At 70.7% G+C, this 15,434-nt stretch carries 9 protein-coding genes; 7 read left to right on the top strand and 2 right to left on the bottom strand.

Features of this window, described 5'->3' with window-relative positions; genetic code table 11:
• The first annotated feature begins 51 nt into the window (after nucleotides 1-51).
• Nucleotides 52-1,554, top strand: coding sequence for a Ppx/GppA phosphatase family protein (locus AC16DP_RS46895; protein WP_329726320.1), 1,503 nt, complete (start codon nucleotides 52-54; stop codon nucleotides 1,552-1,554).
• Between the two features lie 132 nt (nucleotides 1,555-1,686).
• Nucleotides 1,687-2,907 (top strand): zinc-dependent alcohol dehydrogenase, encoded by a 1,221-nt coding sequence (locus AC16DP_RS46890; RefSeq protein WP_329726319.1) that lies wholly within the window; start codon nucleotides 1,687-1,689, stop codon nucleotides 2,905-2,907.
• Nucleotides 2,908-2,919: 12 nt separating this feature from the next.
• Here AC16DP_RS46890 and AC16DP_RS46885 read toward each other — a convergent pair whose 3' ends face one another.
• Nucleotides 2,920-4,260, bottom strand: a complete 1,341-nt coding sequence (locus AC16DP_RS46885) for a hypothetical protein (RefSeq protein ID WP_329726318.1) — start codon at nucleotides 4,258-4,260, stop codon at nucleotides 2,920-2,922.
• Nucleotides 4,257-6,329, bottom strand: a complete 2,073-nt coding sequence (locus AC16DP_RS46880; RefSeq protein ID WP_329726317.1) for a hypothetical protein — start codon at nucleotides 6,327-6,329, stop codon at nucleotides 4,257-4,259. The genes AC16DP_RS46885 and AC16DP_RS46880 overlap by 4 nt, the downstream gene beginning before the upstream one ends.
• Nucleotides 6,330-6,745: 416 nt before the next feature.
• Between AC16DP_RS46880 and AC16DP_RS46875 the strand changes: the two genes are divergently transcribed.
• From AC16DP_RS46875 to AC16DP_RS46855, 5 genes are all read left to right on the top strand, one after another.
• On the top strand, nucleotides 6,746-7,306 hold the full coding sequence (locus tag AC16DP_RS46875; protein ID WP_329726316.1) for a helix-turn-helix domain-containing protein: 561 nt from the start codon (nucleotides 6,746-6,748) through the stop codon (nucleotides 7,304-7,306).
• Nucleotides 7,307-7,397: 91 nt separating this feature from the next.
• Nucleotides 7,398-8,999 carry a hypothetical protein gene (locus tag AC16DP_RS46870; RefSeq protein ID WP_329726315.1) on the top strand — a complete coding sequence of 534 codons (1,602 nt, stop codon included), beginning with the start codon at nucleotides 7,398-7,400 and terminating at the stop codon, nucleotides 8,997-8,999.
• A gap of 12 nt (nucleotides 9,000-9,011) precedes the next feature.
• A complete protein-coding gene (locus tag AC16DP_RS46865; protein WP_329726314.1) occupies nucleotides 9,012-10,043 on the top strand; it encodes a DUF1175 domain-containing protein in 1,032 nt (343 codons plus the stop codon).
• A complete protein-coding gene (locus AC16DP_RS46860; RefSeq protein ID WP_329726313.1) occupies nucleotides 10,025-14,728 on the top strand; it encodes an alpha-2-macroglobulin family protein in 4,704 nt (1,567 codons plus the stop codon). The genes AC16DP_RS46865 and AC16DP_RS46860 overlap by 19 nt, the downstream gene beginning before the upstream one ends.
• The gene (locus tag AC16DP_RS46855) at nucleotides 14,725-15,432 is read left to right on the top strand and encodes a DUF2135 domain-containing protein (protein WP_329726312.1); all 708 of its coding nucleotides are present in this window, start codon (nucleotides 14,725-14,727) and stop codon (nucleotides 15,430-15,432) included. Before AC16DP_RS46860 ends, AC16DP_RS46855 begins: the two co-directional genes overlap by 4 nt.
• Nucleotides 15,433-15,434 lie beyond the last annotated feature (2 nt).

The following is a 15,434-nucleotide window of genomic DNA, read 5'->3' as shown; positions in this document are numbered from 1 at the left end:
GACAGTGGAGGCCCTATCCTTCGAGCCGCAACCATTCTGAGCGCCCACCCCATGCCCACCTCCCCCCAACAGCCCGTGCTCGCCGCCATCGACGTGGGCACCAACGCCGTGCGCCTGGAGCTGGCCCGGCCGGACGCGGAAGGCTCGCTGGAGACGCTCCACCAGGAGAGAGATCCCATCCGCCCCGGAGAAGGCGTCTTCACCAGCGGGGAGATGCCCGAGGAGACGGCGGCCCGGCTGTTGTCCACGCTGCGGCGCTACGCGGCGCTGTGCCGGCGGCACAAGGCCCGGGTGCGCGCGGTGGCCACCAGCGCCATGCGCGACGCGAAGAACCGCGATGAGATCGTCCAGCGGGTGCGCGACGAGGCGGGGCTGAACCTGGAGGTGGTGAGCGGCAAGGAGGAGGCGCGCCTCATCTGCCTCGGCGTGCTGCACCGCAAGCCGCCGCACACGCGCTCGCTGCTGGTGGACATCGGCGGGGGCTCCACCGAGGTGGTGCTCGCCACGGGAGAGAAGCCGGATGAGCTGTGGAGCCTGGCACTGGGCTCGGTGCGGCTGACGGAGATGTTCGACGCGGCCGGGAAGGTGACGCCCAAGCAGCTGCGGCTGATGCGCAGCTACGTGGAGGAGCAGATGCGCAAATCCATCCCCGAGCGCCTGCCCAACCTGCCCCGGGTGGCCCTGGGCTCCTCGGGCACCATCAACGCGGTGGTGGGCTTCGCGGCGAGCGAGGGCACCGGACACGTCTCCGTGCGCCAGCTCACGAACGCGGTGGAGACGCTGGCGGACATGACGCCCGAGCGGCGGCGCAAGCGCTTCGACCCGAGGCGCGCGGACATCATCGTGGCGGGCGCCACCGTGCTCGAGCGGGTGGCGAAGCACCTGGGCGTGGAGACCGTCACCGGCGTCAACCGGGGCCTGCGCGACGGGCTGCTGGTGGACCTGATGTACCGGCAGGACGAGACGCGCGAGGACCATTCGCTGGCGGACGCGGCGGTGGCCATGGGGCGGCGCCTGCTCTTCGACGAGAAGCACGCGCGGCAGGTGGCGTCGCTCGCCCTCAGGCTCTTCGACGACCTGGCGGCGCTGCACCAGTTGCCGCTCTCGTGCCGGCCGTACCTGGAGACGGCCGCGCTGCTGCACGACGTGGGCAACGCCGTCAGCTACGAGCGCCACCACAAACACACCTACTACCTCATCCACAACGGCGACATCCCCGGCCTGGCGGACCGCGAGCGCGAGTTGGTGGCCCGGGTGGCGCGCTACCACCAGCGCAGCCCGCCGGAGCTCAACCACTCGGGCATGGAGGGGCTGAGCACCACGGAGGCCCGGCTGGTGCGCAAGCTGGCCACGCTGCTGCGGGTGGCCAACGCGCTGGACAGCAGCCATCACCAACCGGTGAAGGAGCTGCGGGCCGTCAATGGCCGCGACGCGGTGTCCCTGCACTTCAAGTCGCGCCAGCCGGTGGACCTGGAGCTGTGGACGGTGGAGCGCGAGACGGCCCTCTTCCGCCGCGTCTTCGGCAAGCGGCTCGCCCTGCACGTCGGCCGCTAGCCGCGCCGCCCGCCCTCCAGGAGAGGAAGCGCCTCCGTCTGGCACCGGACAGGGCGCGTGGCCACCCCTAGCGGGGAGATTCCGACGCCAGCGCGCTCAGCGCCTGGAGCCCCGCGGGGGGAAGGAGCGGCAATGAAGGCAGTCGTCTTTCATGGCATTGGAGACATCCGGCTCGAGGACGTCGCGGAGCCCGTCCTCCAGCAGGACACGGACGCCATCGTCAAGCTGACGGCGAGCGCCATCTGCGGCACGGACCTGCACTTCGTGCGCGGCACCATGCCGGGCATGAGGCCGGGCACCATCCTCGGGCACGAGGGCGTGGGCATCGTCGAGGCGCTGGGCCCGGACGTGCGCAACCTGCGCGTGGGAGATCGGGTGGTGATTCCGTCCACCATCGCCTGCGGCACGTGCTCGTACTGCCGCTCGGGGTACTACGCGCAGTGCGACGTGGCCAACCCCAACGGCAAGCGCGCGGGGACGGCGTTCTTCGGCGGGCCGGAGATGAGCGGGCCCTTCCACGGGTTGCAGGCGGAGAAGGCACGGGTGCCCTTCGCCAACGTGGGGCTGGTGAAGATTCCGGACGAGGTCACGGACGCGCAGGCCATCCTGCTCTCGGACATCTTCCCCACGGGCTACTTCGGGGCGGACCTCGCGGAGATCAGCCCCGGGGACACGGTGGCGGTGTTCGGCTGCGGCTCGGTGGGGTTGTTCGCCATCCTGAGCGCGAAGCTGATGGACGCGGGGCGCATCTTCGCCATCGACTGCCACGCGGACCGGCTGGAGGCCGCGCGCAACCTGGGCGCCGAGGTCATCAACTTCGACGCGGAGAATCCGGTGGAGGCCATCCTCCGGCTGACGGGCGGCATCGGCGTGGACCGGGCCATCGACGCGGTGGGCGTGGACGCCATGCACGCGCACCACGGGCCGGCGGCGAAGGAGGCGCGCAAGGAGAAGGCCGAGTTCAAGCGCGAGCTGAAGGAAGTGGCGCCGCACACCAACCCGGCGGGGGACAACTGGGTGCCGGGTGACGCACCGGCCCAGGCGGTGATGTGGGCGGTGGAGGCGCTCGCCAAGGCGGGGACACTGGCCATCATCGGCGTGTACCCGCAGCAGATGCGCACGTTCCCGCTCGGCCAGGCGATGAACAAGAACCTGACCTTGAACATGGGCAACTGCAACCACCGCAAGTACATCCCCCACCTGATGGAGCTGGTGCGCGCGGGCGCGGTGGACCCCACGGAAATCCTCTCGCACGTGCAGCCGCTGACGAGCGCCCTGGACGCCTACCGCTCCTTCGACGCGCGCAAGCCGGGCTGGATGAAGGTGGAGCTCGAGCCCGCCATGCTGACGTGAGCCTGTTCTTCTTCACGAGCGGTGGCGCGCGGCCACGCGGTAGAGCCGGGTGAGGGAGTAGTCCAACAGCGCCTGGCGCGAGGCCATGTAGTGACGGGCTCGGACAAAGGGCAACCACACCCGGCTGCCCACCCGCACCTGGGCTTCCTCCAGCTTCTGGCGCGGTATCCACCGCCCGCCCAGGTTCCTCACCAGCACCTCGCCCAGGTACGCACCAATGGCGGGCACCGCGTACGCCTCGATGTTCTCCCGCAGGCGGCTCCTCGGGAAGTTCTCGCGCCAGAAGTAGAAGTCCACGTCCGTGAGGGACTCGGGCGTCTCGTCGAAGACGGAGGGCACCTTCGTGTGCAGCAGGGCCACGAGGTGCTCGGCCAGGGTGCCGTAATGCTCCAGGGCGCGCACCGGGTCATCCACGTCCGGGGGCAGGGCCGCGTCGGCGGGGCGCCACTCCTCGGGCTCGGGCGGCTGCCAGGTGTTGAGCCCGGAGATGGTGCGCTGGCGCTCGTGACTGGCGGTGTGGTCCACCACGCGAGAGAGGAGCGGGGCCACGTCAGGGTGGAAGCGGGGCTCCACGGGGGCGAGCGTGGCGCTGCGCTCGCGCAGGGTGCGCAGGAGCGTGTCGAAGTCCAGGTCCGGACGAAGGTGGGCGTGGGCACGGGCCTGGGCCAGGCGCGCCTCGTCGCTGGCGAAGTCCGCGGCGGTGGGCCACGTCATCAGCAGCACGCAGCCGTTGGGCAACTCCTCCACCCGGTGAGCCGGCGTGGACAGCACGCGCTCGCGGCCCACCGTTTCCACCAGCCTGGGGCCGAAGACGTTGAGCCAGCCCACCTCGTACACCTTGTCGAAGCCATCCCGGTACCAGGTCTCCTTGTCGCGGCCGAAGTCAGGGAAACCCGCCAGCTCCGTGTCATCACTGCTATGGGCGATAGCATGGGGGACCGGGTAGCGGCAGGCCCAGGCGCGTACCATCTCCACGAAGTGGCGGCAGCGCTCCGCCTCCGCGAAGAAGGAGAGCGGTTTGACATTGAGCCAGACCTCCAGCGTGGGAGGCTGGGGGGGCAGCCAGAGCCAGAGTGTCATGTCCAGCGCGGGCCACTGCGTGCGATAGAGTCCAAGGGACGTGAGGTTGCCGTCGCGTGCCTCCTCGAGGGCTTTCCAGAGGGCGGCACGGGCGTATTTGCGCCGCCGCTTGCCCTCGACGGCGTCCGGCATCCACCCGTCAGCATGCGCCTCCAGCGCGTGGAAGAAGGGCTCCAGTTCGGTCTCCCGTGCCGCCCGTGGGTCAAAGGCGCCTTTGAAGGAGAGCCAGAGGTAGTCCTCACTCTTCACGCCATGAAACTTCAGCACCTTCATTGCACCAGCACCTCCACTCCTGGAACCTGGAGCTCTGCTGCTAGCATGGCTGCATTCAAGTTTTTCGCACTGTCGGGCTTGAGCTCGTTCCCGTCATAGACGAGGCGAACCCGCTGGATGGACACCTCGCTCCCCTGGTGCAAACGAGATTGGAGGGAGGGCCGACGGATGTCCAGCACCCCTCCGTACTTCTGGAGCGCTTCGCGCGCATCCTCGATCATCTGCCCTCTCAGAGCCCTGCCTTCCAAAGCGGACAGATCGCGGCTCTTGAAGCTGAAGGTCTCGACGCGAGGAGGTACTCCCGCGGGCCCGCCCTCCTCGATGACGAGCACATCCGCGTAGCGCAGGCCACTCTCCGGCTTCCAGACTCCCACGGAGCGCTGGACACGCGGCTGGATGAATGCTCCGAGGAAGCGGCGCTCTGCCCGGGGCCGCTTCGCGTCGGCCTCCAGCAACGCCACCATGAAGCGCTCGAAGGCCAGCCCCCGGGCAAACCTCGTCCACAACTGCTCATAGTCCACCCAGCGCAGGGGCCCCTTGGCGGCCTTGCCCTGTCGAAGCTCTCCCAGGCGGTTCTCGTAATAGGCAACGTACTCGCCCCAACGCGGGTTGCCTTCGGCTCCGGGCGGTGGAGCGTCGGGCGAGGGCCGTTGCCGCTCCAACGCCGCCACGTCCCGGGGCAGCCGCGCGCCCGAGGACTCTCCCTCCACCAGCGCCAGCCGCGCCTCCACCACCTCCCGGGTGAGGCCCGCCGCCTCGTCCACCAGAGAGGCCAGTCCCCCGGCGCGCTCCATGGCTCCGGCTTCCAGGGGGGCGCGTGCGGCGTCATCCGCCCCGCGGGCCACCTGCCTGGAGCCCTGCGGTGCGCGGCTCTCCACCGCCGGGGCGCCGGTAGCTCCGGGCCGGGCCCGGGACATGAGTGCCTGCGCCCGGGCCACATCCCCCCCGGCCTCGCGCAGCGCCAGCGCGGCGTCCACGCCTCCCACCGCCACGAATTCGCCTGCCTCCCGGCTCGCGCGAATGTCCCGGACCAGCTCCTTCAGGCCGTTCACCCCCAGCCTGTCCTCCACCTGCCGCGCCAGCTCCCGCAGGCGCACCTGCACCGCCTGGGGCCCCAGCGTGGCCCGAGCCTGGGACAGGGCACGCAGGCCCTTGCCACCAACATACAGGGTGCCCAGCAGCAGGGCGGGTGCCAGCTCGCGCGTGGCCTGCTCGTAGTGGCCCAGGGACAGCGAGTGCGCGCCCTGCCCCGTGCCCGCCACCAGGGAGTAGAAGCCCAGCGGCACTCCGAATGTCATGGAATCGAAGGTGCCCAGCGCCACACTGCCTGGCGAGAAGTGGCGCAGCGCCAGGGCGCGCTCCACCTCGCGGGCGGCGTGCTGATAGGGCGGGGGCAATTGCGCCCACCTCTGCGTCAATTCCAGGTAGCGCCCGCCGTCCACCAGGGAGCTGGTGGCGAGCGCGTCCCGGGCGGCACGGCCCAGGCCCCGCAGCACGTCCCCGGACTGCTCGCCCCGCTCCGGGTAGCGGGAGAGGGGCAGGCCGCGCGTCTCCAACTCCTGGCGCACGGCGGGCATGAGGGCCAGCGTCTGCCCCAACTGCTTGTCCTTGGCCAGCAGCCGCAGCACCGCGTCCACTTCGTCGTCGTGGGCCGAGTGCAGCACGAAGAGGGCGAACACCTCGGCGTGGAACGGCCCGTAGCGCTCGGTGGCGCTCACCAGGAAGGCGGCGCGCTTGCGTTGCAACACGGGGGCGGCGTCCTGGCGCACCGGCCCCAGGGCCCCCAGCCGCACCGCGCTCCACTCGTCCAGGGCCTCCACCAGCCGGGGCATGTCCACGCGCTGTTGCAGAGCGACGTATTCCGCGGGCGAGGTGCACGTGAGGAAGGGCGAGAGCAGCGCTTCACCGCCGGAGGAGAAGTCGGGCCAGCCCGGGGGCACGGCCAGGCCGCCGCAGGAGGCGGGGCCCTGGGAGACGTTTCCCCCGCTGGCGCTCGTGTCGGAGCCCAACTCCCGGGTGCCGCGGCGCTGGTACAACCGCTCCGGCCCGCCTGCCTCTCGAGGCGTCATGGGAGGCGGCACCAGGGGCGAGCGCAAGAGGGCACGCGCGCAGTGGAGGCCACCCCGGCCGTGGTGCGGTGCCCACGTGGCGCAACCGCTGGTGGTCAGCAGGACGGACCCCAGCAGCACCACACACCGGGCTGCGCCAGCTGTCAGACGTGGAGCCTCACGACGCTTGCACACACGGCACCTCCCCACCGGGCCACGCACGGCAGTCGGGGAGCGCGGTCCGAAGCAGCAGAGCAATCTACCGCGAACCTGGGCCTCCGCCGTGTCGCGAGCGGGTGGGCTCTACCCGCTCACGGGTCCAGGAGGAGGCACGAGTCGCCTTCGAGCTTCATCGTGTCTCCTCCTTGCACGATGAAGTACGCCCGGGCCGCTCATCCGTTGGTGGCCGTGCCAACGCATTGGCAGAATGCCATCCCATGAGCGACGAGGAGCTGGCGGGCTGGCTGGCGCGCAACATCAAGGCACTCCGGGAAGCGCGAGGGGCGACGCAGGCGCAGCTCTCGAAGCTGGCGGGCGTGCCCCGGGCCACCTGGGCGAACCTGGAATCGGGGACGAGCAACCCCACGCTGGCCGTGTTGCACCGTGTAGCGTCGGCCCTCCAGGTGTCCCTGGAGGAGCTGGTGGCGAAGCCCCGGGCCAGTGCGCGGCACTACCCCCGCGAGAGCCTCACCGTGCGGCAGCGGGGGCCGGGCTTCGTCCGCAAGCTGCTGCCGGATCCGCTGCCGGGAATGGAGTTCGACCGGATGGAATTGCCCCCGGGAGCGCGGCTGACGGGCGTGCCCCACACTCCCGGTACGCGTGAATACCTCGTGTGCGAGTCGGGCCGCATGGCGCTGGTGGCCAGCGGCGAGCGCTTCCTCCTGGAGACGGGCGATGTAGTGGTTTTCCGAGGGGACCAGAAGCACTCGTACGAGAACGTAGGACCGAGGGTGGCGGTGGGCTATTCGGTGGTGCTGCTGGCTCCCACGCTGCGGTGACGGCGTCCCCCCGGGCCTAGGTTTCCGGGGCATGTGTGTGCTACGAAACAGCGCGTTCCCGAGCCCACACTCGACGGGGGGGATTGAAAGAATGCGGAGCCGATCACTCGCGGCAGTTGCGCTCATCTTCGCCATGGTCTCTGGCTGCACCTGCGGCGGTGGAGACAAGGAGACGAAGAAGGGCCCGGCGCCCTCCGAGCTGTTGAAGTCCCTGCCCAAGGCCGCCATCTACCGGCCCACCGCGCTGGTGCCCAAATCCGTGCTGGACTCGCCCCGCTCCATGGTGGTGGCCGCCGCCGATGCCCGGGGCACCTGGGACGCCTTCATGCGGACCGCGCCCGGCAAGGCGCTGGTGGAAGGCCACGCCATCGAGCACGTGAGCCTCTCCGCGCAGATGGAGCGCGCCCTCTCGCTCAGCCATGACCTGGCCTCCGCCTCCGAGCACCCGCTCGCCGCGGATCGCCTCGCCGATGCCCTCTCCGGCCCGGCCGCCATCGGCGTGGTGGACAATGACGACGACGACGCCGACCTCCTGCTGGTGAAGGAAGTGGATGGCTCCCAGGAGTTCGTGGTCCGGCTCGCGCTGATGGCCTCCACCCTGAAGGGTTACGGCGTGAGCACCGAGCAGCACGAGGGCCACCCCCTGCACAAGCTGCAGCGCGGCAGCCGCGTCCTGCACGTGGCCGCCTTCCAGAACGTGCTCATCGCCTCCACCGACGTGAAGCTGGCCAGGGAGGCCCTCTCGCTCGCGCTCGGCAAGGGCGGTGAGTCCGTCGAGTCCGTCGCCGGCTACAAGAAGGAGGTGGAGAAGCTGCAGGGCCACCGCCTCGCCGCGCTGATGACGCTCGAGCCGGACGGCCCTCCGGCGCTGCTGCTGGGCCTGTCGCAGGTGGCGCTCGGGCTGGACGTGGACTCGGGACAGATGCAGCTCGGCGGCGAGCTCTCCGACTCGCCCGGCACCGTGGCCGCCTTCCGCGCGCTGGCCTACGTGCCCAGGGACGCGGTGTTCTTCTCGAGCCTCGGCGCGGCCAATGCCGAGGCCTTCCTCGAGCGGCTCGGCAGCCCGGGCGGCACCAGCGCCAAGGACATGCGCAAGGCGCTCGTCCTCCCGAATGAGCTGGAGGACGCCCTCACCGACGAGGCCTTCTATGGGCTGCTCGGCGTGTCGGACACGCGCTTCGACCACCTGGTCGGCCTGGGCCTGAAGGATGGCGCCGCCGCGTCCAAGGCCTTCCCCAAGCTGGCGAAGAACTGGCTGGACGAGCCCGGCAAGAAGGACGTCGCCCCGGGCGTCTCCGCCTTCTGCAACTCCACCGAGGGGCTGTGCCTGGCGCTGACGAAGGACTACCTGCTGGCGGCCACGGACCTGGAGTCGCTGACGGCCGCGGTGGAGACGGGGCTCGGCAAGCGCCCCGCCCTGTCCGACGTGAAGGGCTTCCAGCAGGTGGGCAAGAGCGGTGACGTCCGCTTCCTCACCGCCTACGTGGACACCGCGAAGGCGGCCGACGCCATGCTCACCTTCTTCAAGGCCGTGGGCCGGGGCCAGAGCCAGGGCTTCGACACCGGCGACGTGGAGGCCAGCGTGGCGCCGCTGTGCGAGGCGATGAAGAAGCTGCCGCCCTATGGCGGTGGGCTCGCCGTGAACGGCACCGGGGTGGCCGGCCAGTTCCAGCCGCTGCCTGTGCAGCAGTAAGGGGGCCGCCGCGTGAAGTGGGCTCTCGCCATCGCCGCCGTGCTGGCCGCGCCAGCGCTGGGCCTGCGCACCTCCGCGCGGGTCGAGCGCTCCGCGTCCGAGCTGCCCGCCGATGGCAGTGCCTCGATGAGCTTCCACGTCCAGCCGCGCTCGCTGCTGGGCCTCTCCGCGCCGCTGCTGCCGTCCACCCGCGCCAGCCTCTCGCTCTCGCCCTCCATCGCACGGGCCTCGTGCGGTGCGGGCGCCCATGGCCCGGTGTGCACCGTCGTCGCGGGCACCACGCCGGGCGAGGTGCACGGCACCCTGCGGGTGGAGGATGCGCTCGGGCTGGTGGCGGAAACGCCGGTGGAGCTGCGCCTGCGGGCGGATGACTCCGACACGGACAAGGACGGCTTCCCGGACGCCGTCGAGCTGGACTCGGAGGATGACCGGCAGGCGTTCCGCCGCTGGTTCGTGACGCTGGCCGCCGCGCAGTACCCCACGCCGGATCCGCACTGGCCCGAGGTGCACCGCGACTGCGCCGGGCTCCTGCGCTTCGCCTACAAGGAGGCCCTCAAGGCCCACGGGGCGGGCTGGCGCAAGGGCCGCGAGCTCCACACCGCCTCCGCGCCGGACGTGCGCAAGTACCACTACCCCGCCGTGCCCGTGCTCGGAGACAAGCTCTTCCGGGTGGCGGCCGGTGCCTATGACGCCCGGGGGCCGCTCGAGTCGGCCTTCAGCGCGTCCGCCAGCGCGCGCTGGCTCCTGTCCGCCAACGCGGTGCGCATCCCCTCCGGGCAGGCCCTGCCGGGAGATCTGCTCTTCTTCGAGGACCCCGAGGCCCGCGGGATGTCCTACCACTCGATGGTGTACCTGGGTGACCTCGACGGCATCGGGCCCGAGGTCGTCTACCATACCGGCCCCGACAGCCGGCCCGGCGGTTCCAAGGGAATCGTCAAACGACTCCGACTCGAAGACCTTTTGTCGCATCCGGACGAGAAGTGGCGCCCGCGCGACGACAACCCGCATTTCGTGGGGTTCTACCGATGGAAGATTCTCGACTGAAGTGGCTGTTCGCCGTGCTGTGCGTGCTCGCCGCGCCGGACGCATTCGCTCGCGGGCGCTTCTACCTGTCCACGCAGACGGTGGCCGCTCCGGGCACGCAGCCCACGGTGAGCATCGAGGCCAGCGGCGTGAACGCGCTCTCCATGCGCGTCTACCGCGTCCCCGAGCCCGAGGCCTTCATGCTCGGGCAGACGGACCTGCACCGTCCGGTGACGAAGAACACCCTGCGCGACAAGCACCTCTTCACGGTGCTCACCGGCGGCTACCGCGCGGCGGCCACCTCGTTGCGCGAGCAGGTGCGTGACGCGGTATCCCCCAAGGCGCGTGCCTCGGCGCTGACGGTGCTCGAGCCGGCCAACACGGGCCTGTCCAAGGCCCAGTCGGCCCCGGCCCGCGAGCAGGTCCGCATCCCGCTGCTCAAGGAGTATCCGCTCGTCAGCTACTGGCGGGAGGACCTGGACGGCACGGTGCCGGACTCGGCCTCCACGGAGGAGAGCGAGGACGGCGAGGGCTACTCGGGCAACAGCGGGAACTGGACGCTGCGCACGCTGGAGCTGGGCGTGAAGGAGAGCGGCGTCTACCTGGTGGAGGGCGTGACGGGCGAGGACGTGGGCTACACGCTGGCGGTGGTGTCGCGCATCGGTCTGATGGTGCGGCAGGGTCCCGAGCAGACGGTGGCGCTGGCGGTGGACCAGACGACGGGCGCGGCGCTCCCGGGCGTGAAGGTGACGCTGTACGACCAGGGCAAGCCGTACGCCGAGGGCGTGACGGACGGGGACGGCCTGTTCAAGGCCAAGGTGAAGGCGGCCACGCAGACGCTGGCGCTGGCGCGCAAGGGCGACGACGTGGCGCTGGCGGATGCCACCTTCTACTCGGGGGCGGCGAATGACCGGGTGGTGTACCTCTTCACGGACCGGCCGGTGTACCGCCCGGGGCACGAGGTGCACTTCAAGGGCATCATCCGCTCGCGCGCGGGCACGGCCTATGCGCCGCCGAAGGGTGGCAAGGCGGACGTGTCCCTGGTGGATCCGGGCGGCACGGCCATGGACACGCTGGAGGTGGAGATCGCCGCGAATGGCAGCTTCACCGGGCGCTTCGAGCTGCCGGGCAAGGAGGCGCAGCCGGCGGCGGGCGTCTGGCGCATCCGCGCCGAGGTGGAGGGCGAGGCCTTCGAGGGCGAGTTCAAGCTGAAGGAGTTCACCAGGCCGGAGTACCAGGTGAGCGTGCAGCTGGGCCGGCCCTCCTACGTGCAGGGTGACGAGGTGTCGGGCCGGGTGCAGGCGCGCTTCTTCCACGGTGGCGTGGTGAAGAACGCGGACGTGCAGCTGACCGTGTACCGCAGCCGCTTCTTCATCCCGGAGTTCACGGACGCGGAGGCGGACTTCTTCGTCTCCGAGGGTGAGCGCGCCTCGGCGGGCCGGGAGATCGTCCAGGAGACGTCCGGCAAGCTGGATGCGAACGGGACGTACGCCTTCGCCTTCCCCACCCACAAGGACGGCCAGGACTACACGTACTCCATCGAGGCCAAGGTGGTGGACGGCTCGGGCAAGACGGCCCGGGGCCAGAAGGCGGTGGACGTGACGGTGGGCCGCTTCTTCCTGTCGGCGCGGGCGGACAAGCTCGTCTACGAGCCGGGGGACGAGGTGTCGCTCCAGGTGGTGGCGCGCGACTACGGCGAGAAGCCGGTGGCCGCCCCGGTGCAGGTGGAGGTGAAGTACCAGAAGCGCACGGGCGAGTCGGTGGCCGAGGCCTCGCTGCCCGCGCAGCAGCTCCAGGTGGCGGCGTCCGCCACGGGAGGCGTGCAGAAGCTGAAGCCCACCGAGCCCGGGGCCTACGTGGCCCACCTCACCGCGAAGGATGATGCGGGCTCGGTCATCACCACCACGGTGCCCTTCTTCGTCACGGAGAAGGGCGGGGACATCCCCATGGCCAAGGGCGGGCTCGAGCTGTACTCGGACAAGCCCCGCTACAAGGTGGGCGACGAGGCGGTGGTGCTGGTGCGCGCCCCGTTCGACTCGGCCAGCGTGCTGCTGACGCACGAGGGCCTGGAGGTGCTCTCCAGCGATGCGCTCGAGCTCAAGGGCTACTCGGCGGTGCTGCGCTTCAAGGTGACGAAGGAGATGACGCCCAACATGTACGTGGGCGCCATGGCCATCTCCGCCGGGCGCACCTTCCGCCAGGAGCTGCTGGTGCGCGTGCCGCCCACGGACCGGGTGCTCCAGGTGGAGGTGACGGCGGACAAGGAGAAGTACGCCCCGGGCGACACGGGCACCTTCACGGTGTCGGTGAAGTCGCCGGACGGCAAGCCGGTGGCCAACGCCGACATCGCCCTGTCCGTCGTGGACGAGGCCATCTACGCCGTCTCGCCGGAGATTGCGCCCTCGCTGCCGGAGTTCTTCTTCCACCCGGTGCGCGACAACGTGCGTGGCACCAGCTCCACCACGTTCCGCTTCTACGGCTACGGCCGCAGCGTGCGCGAGCAGATGAGCCAGCTGGTGCAGCGCAGCCGCGCGGGCTTCGGTGACCTGAAGACGCTCTCGCGCAAGGTGCGCAAGGACTTCAAGGACACGCTGCTCTTCTCGCCCAACCTGGCCACGGGCCCGGACGGCAAGGCGCAGATGAAGGTGACCTTCCCGGACAACCTCACCACGTGGCGGGCCACGGCGCGCGTCATCACCGCCGACACCTCGGTGGGCTTCGGCGTGGGCAAGGCGCGGGTGCACCAGGACTTCCAGGTGCGGCTGGCCACCCCGCGCTTCTTCCGCGAGCGCGACACGCTGCAGCTCGGCGTGCTGCTGGAGAACTCCACCAGCCAGAAGGGCACGGCCACGGTGACGCTCGAGGCCACCGGCGTCGAGCTGACGGAGAAGCAGAAGAGCCTCTCGGTGGACGGCAATGACCAGGCGGTGGCGGTGTTCCCCGTCAAGGTGGTGGGAGCCGACGGCAAGGTGAAGCTGCGCGCCACCGGCAAGCTGGGCAGCCACTCCGACTCCGTGGAGCTGGAGGTGCCGCGGCTGGCGCACGGCGCGCTGCTGAGCGAGGCCGTCGTCGCCTCGCTGGGCTCCGACTCCACCGGGCCGGTGGACCTGGCCCTGGAGATTCCGGCCTCCGCCCACCCCGAGGCCTCGCGGCTGGCCGTCTACGCCAGCACCGGCATCGCGCCGGCCATCGAGAGCGCCCTGGACTACCTCGTGGGCTACCCGTACGGCTGCACCGAGCAGACGATGAGCCGCTTCGTGCCCAACCTCGTGGCGGTGAAGGCGTACGAGCAGCTCAAGCTGCCGCGCAAGCAGCGCCACGAGGAGCTGCCGAAGATGGTGATGGCGGGTGTGGCGCGCCTGCGCCAGCTCCAGCACGGCGATGGCGGCTGGGGCTGGTGGGAGGAGGACGAGACGGACGCGGCCATGACGGGCTACGTGGTGCAGGGCCTGGCCATGGCGCGCTCGCTCGGCTACGGCAACGAGGAGCTGGACCAGATGCTCACGCGCGGCCTGGCGAAGCTGTCCTCGCTCACCCACGGCAACATGGATGACGGGCTCCGGGCGAAGCTGCTCTACAACCTGGCGGTGGCGGGCAAGTCGTCGGACTCGATGCTCACCGCGCTCTCGCAGAAGGTGCGCGAGCAGGCCGAGCTGTCCGCCTACACCAAGTCGCTGGTGGTGCTGGCGCTGGCCGAGTCGGGCAAGAACGACGACGCCGCCGCGCTGGCCGAGGAGCTGGAGCGCTCGGCCAACCGGGTGGGCGAGCTGGTGGTGTTCGGCGGCAGCGGGACGGAGCCCTGGTGGCAGGGCCGCATCCAGCCGGCCATGGCCACGTGGGACAAGGACCCCATCGAGTCCACGGCCTCGGCGCTCCGGGCGCTCGCCCGCGCGCGGCCGTCCAGCCCGTTCATCGACGGCGCGGTGAAGTTCCTCCTGCAGCAGCGGCGCGAGGGCCACTGGCAGAGCACCCGTGACACAGCGGTGGTGGTGTCCGCGCTGGCCGACGTGCTCCCGCGCTTCGCCAGCCAGACGCAGGGCGCCACCGTGGCCGCCGTGCTGGATGGCCAGCCGCTCGGCGAGCGCACCTGGGCTGGAGAGGACCTCTATGGTCCCGAGCTGATGGTGGGTGAGTCGCTGACGGTGAAGCCGGGTCCGCACACCCTCCAGGTCGCGCGCAAGGGCGAGGGCGCCGGGATGATGCTCGAGGCGCGGCTGTCATACCTGGACGCGGGCGAGGGCCTGAAGGCGAGCAGCAGTGGCCTGACCATCAACCGCCGCTACCACCGCGTGGTGCGGGAGCAGGGTGGCGCGGGCATCCAGGAGACGCTCCAGCCGCTCGGCAAGAGCGCCGAGCAGGATGGGCTGCTCTTCGTCGAGCTGGAGGTCAACGCGCCGAACGCCGTGGAGTACGTGATGCTGGAGGATCCGCTGTGCTCCGGCTGCGAGGTGGAGGAGGCCGACGTGGGCCGTACGCCCGGAGGCAGGGACCTGCACCCCAAGGGCCTGCACCGCGAGGTGCGTGACGAGAAGGTGGTCTTCTTCGTGAGCGACCTGAAGGCGGGCAGGAACGTCTTCGGCTACATGATGACGCCGGGCCTCGCGGGCAACGTGCACGTGATGCCGGCCACCGCCTCGCTCATGTACCACCCGCAGGTGCGGGGGACCTCGAGCGAGCAGACGCTGACGGTGGGAGGTGAGCCGTGAACGCCCGGACGTTGCTGTCGGTGCTGACGCTGTTGCTCTGTGGTGCGACCTCCGCCTGGGCCAAGGACGCGCCCACGGTGACACTCGCCACGCCGGCCGGGGGATGGACCTCGAACCGCGTGGCGCGCATCACCGGCACTGTCTCCGACGCCTCGCTGGGTGTCGGCACCCTCTCCATCAACGGCACCGAGCGGCCGCTGCCCCTGCGCGGCGGCTCGTTCGACCTCTCGCTCGTGCTGTCGCCGGGGATGAATGTCATCGAGGTGTCGGCGGCCAACGACGCGGGCGTGGGCCGCGCCAAGGTGTCGGTGTTCGCCAAGGTGCCGAAGATCGACCTGCGCGTGGTGCTCTCGTGGGACACGGACGGCACCGACCTCGACCTGCACGTGCTGGAGCCCTCGGGTGAGGAGTCCTGGTACGGCCACAAGGAGACCGCGAGCGGCGGCTCGCTCGACGTGGACGTGACGACGGGCTACGGGCCGGAGATCTACACCCAGGCCAACTCGCAGGCGGGCGTCTACAAAATCCTGGTGGACTACTTCTCCGACAACGGGAACGCCCAGACCGAGGTGAAGGTGGACGTGCTCCTCCACGAGGGCACCGACCGCGAGGAGCGGCACAGCTTCCGTCACATGCTGACCCGCACGGGCGGCAAGTTCGAAGTGGGCACCTTCACGGTGAAGGCCGCCCGGGTCGTGGAGTAACC

Source organism: Archangium sp. (assembly GCF_057119385.1).
This window is presented reverse-complemented; position numbering and strand designations above follow the sequence as displayed.

What these genes read in the sequence shown, in the direction of transcription:
- AC16DP_RS46870 (WP_329726315.1), top strand. Translation starts at nt 7,398, where the DNA reads ATGCGGAGCCGATCACTCGCGGCAGTTGCGCTCATCTTCGCCATGGTC.
- AC16DP_RS46890 (WP_329726319.1), top strand. Translation starts at nt 1,687, where the DNA reads ATGAAGGCAGTCGTCTTTCATGGCATTGGAGACATCCGGCTCGAGGAC.
- AC16DP_RS46860 (WP_329726313.1), top strand. Translation starts at nt 10,025, where the DNA reads ATGGAAGATTCTCGACTGAAGTGGCTGTTCGCCGTGCTGTGCGTGCTC.
- AC16DP_RS46880 (WP_329726317.1), bottom strand. Translation starts at nt 6,329, where the DNA reads ATGACGCCTCGAGAGGCAGGCGGGCCGGAGCGGTTGTACCAGCGCCGC.
- AC16DP_RS46885 (WP_329726318.1), bottom strand. Translation starts at nt 4,260, where the DNA reads ATGAAGGTGCTGAAGTTTCATGGCGTGAAGAGTGAGGACTACCTCTGG.
- AC16DP_RS46875 (WP_329726316.1), top strand. Translation starts at nt 6,746, where the DNA reads ATGAGCGACGAGGAGCTGGCGGGCTGGCTGGCGCGCAACATCAAGGCA.
- AC16DP_RS46895 (WP_329726320.1), top strand. Translation starts at nt 52, where the DNA reads ATGCCCACCTCCCCCCAACAGCCCGTGCTCGCCGCCATCGACGTGGGC.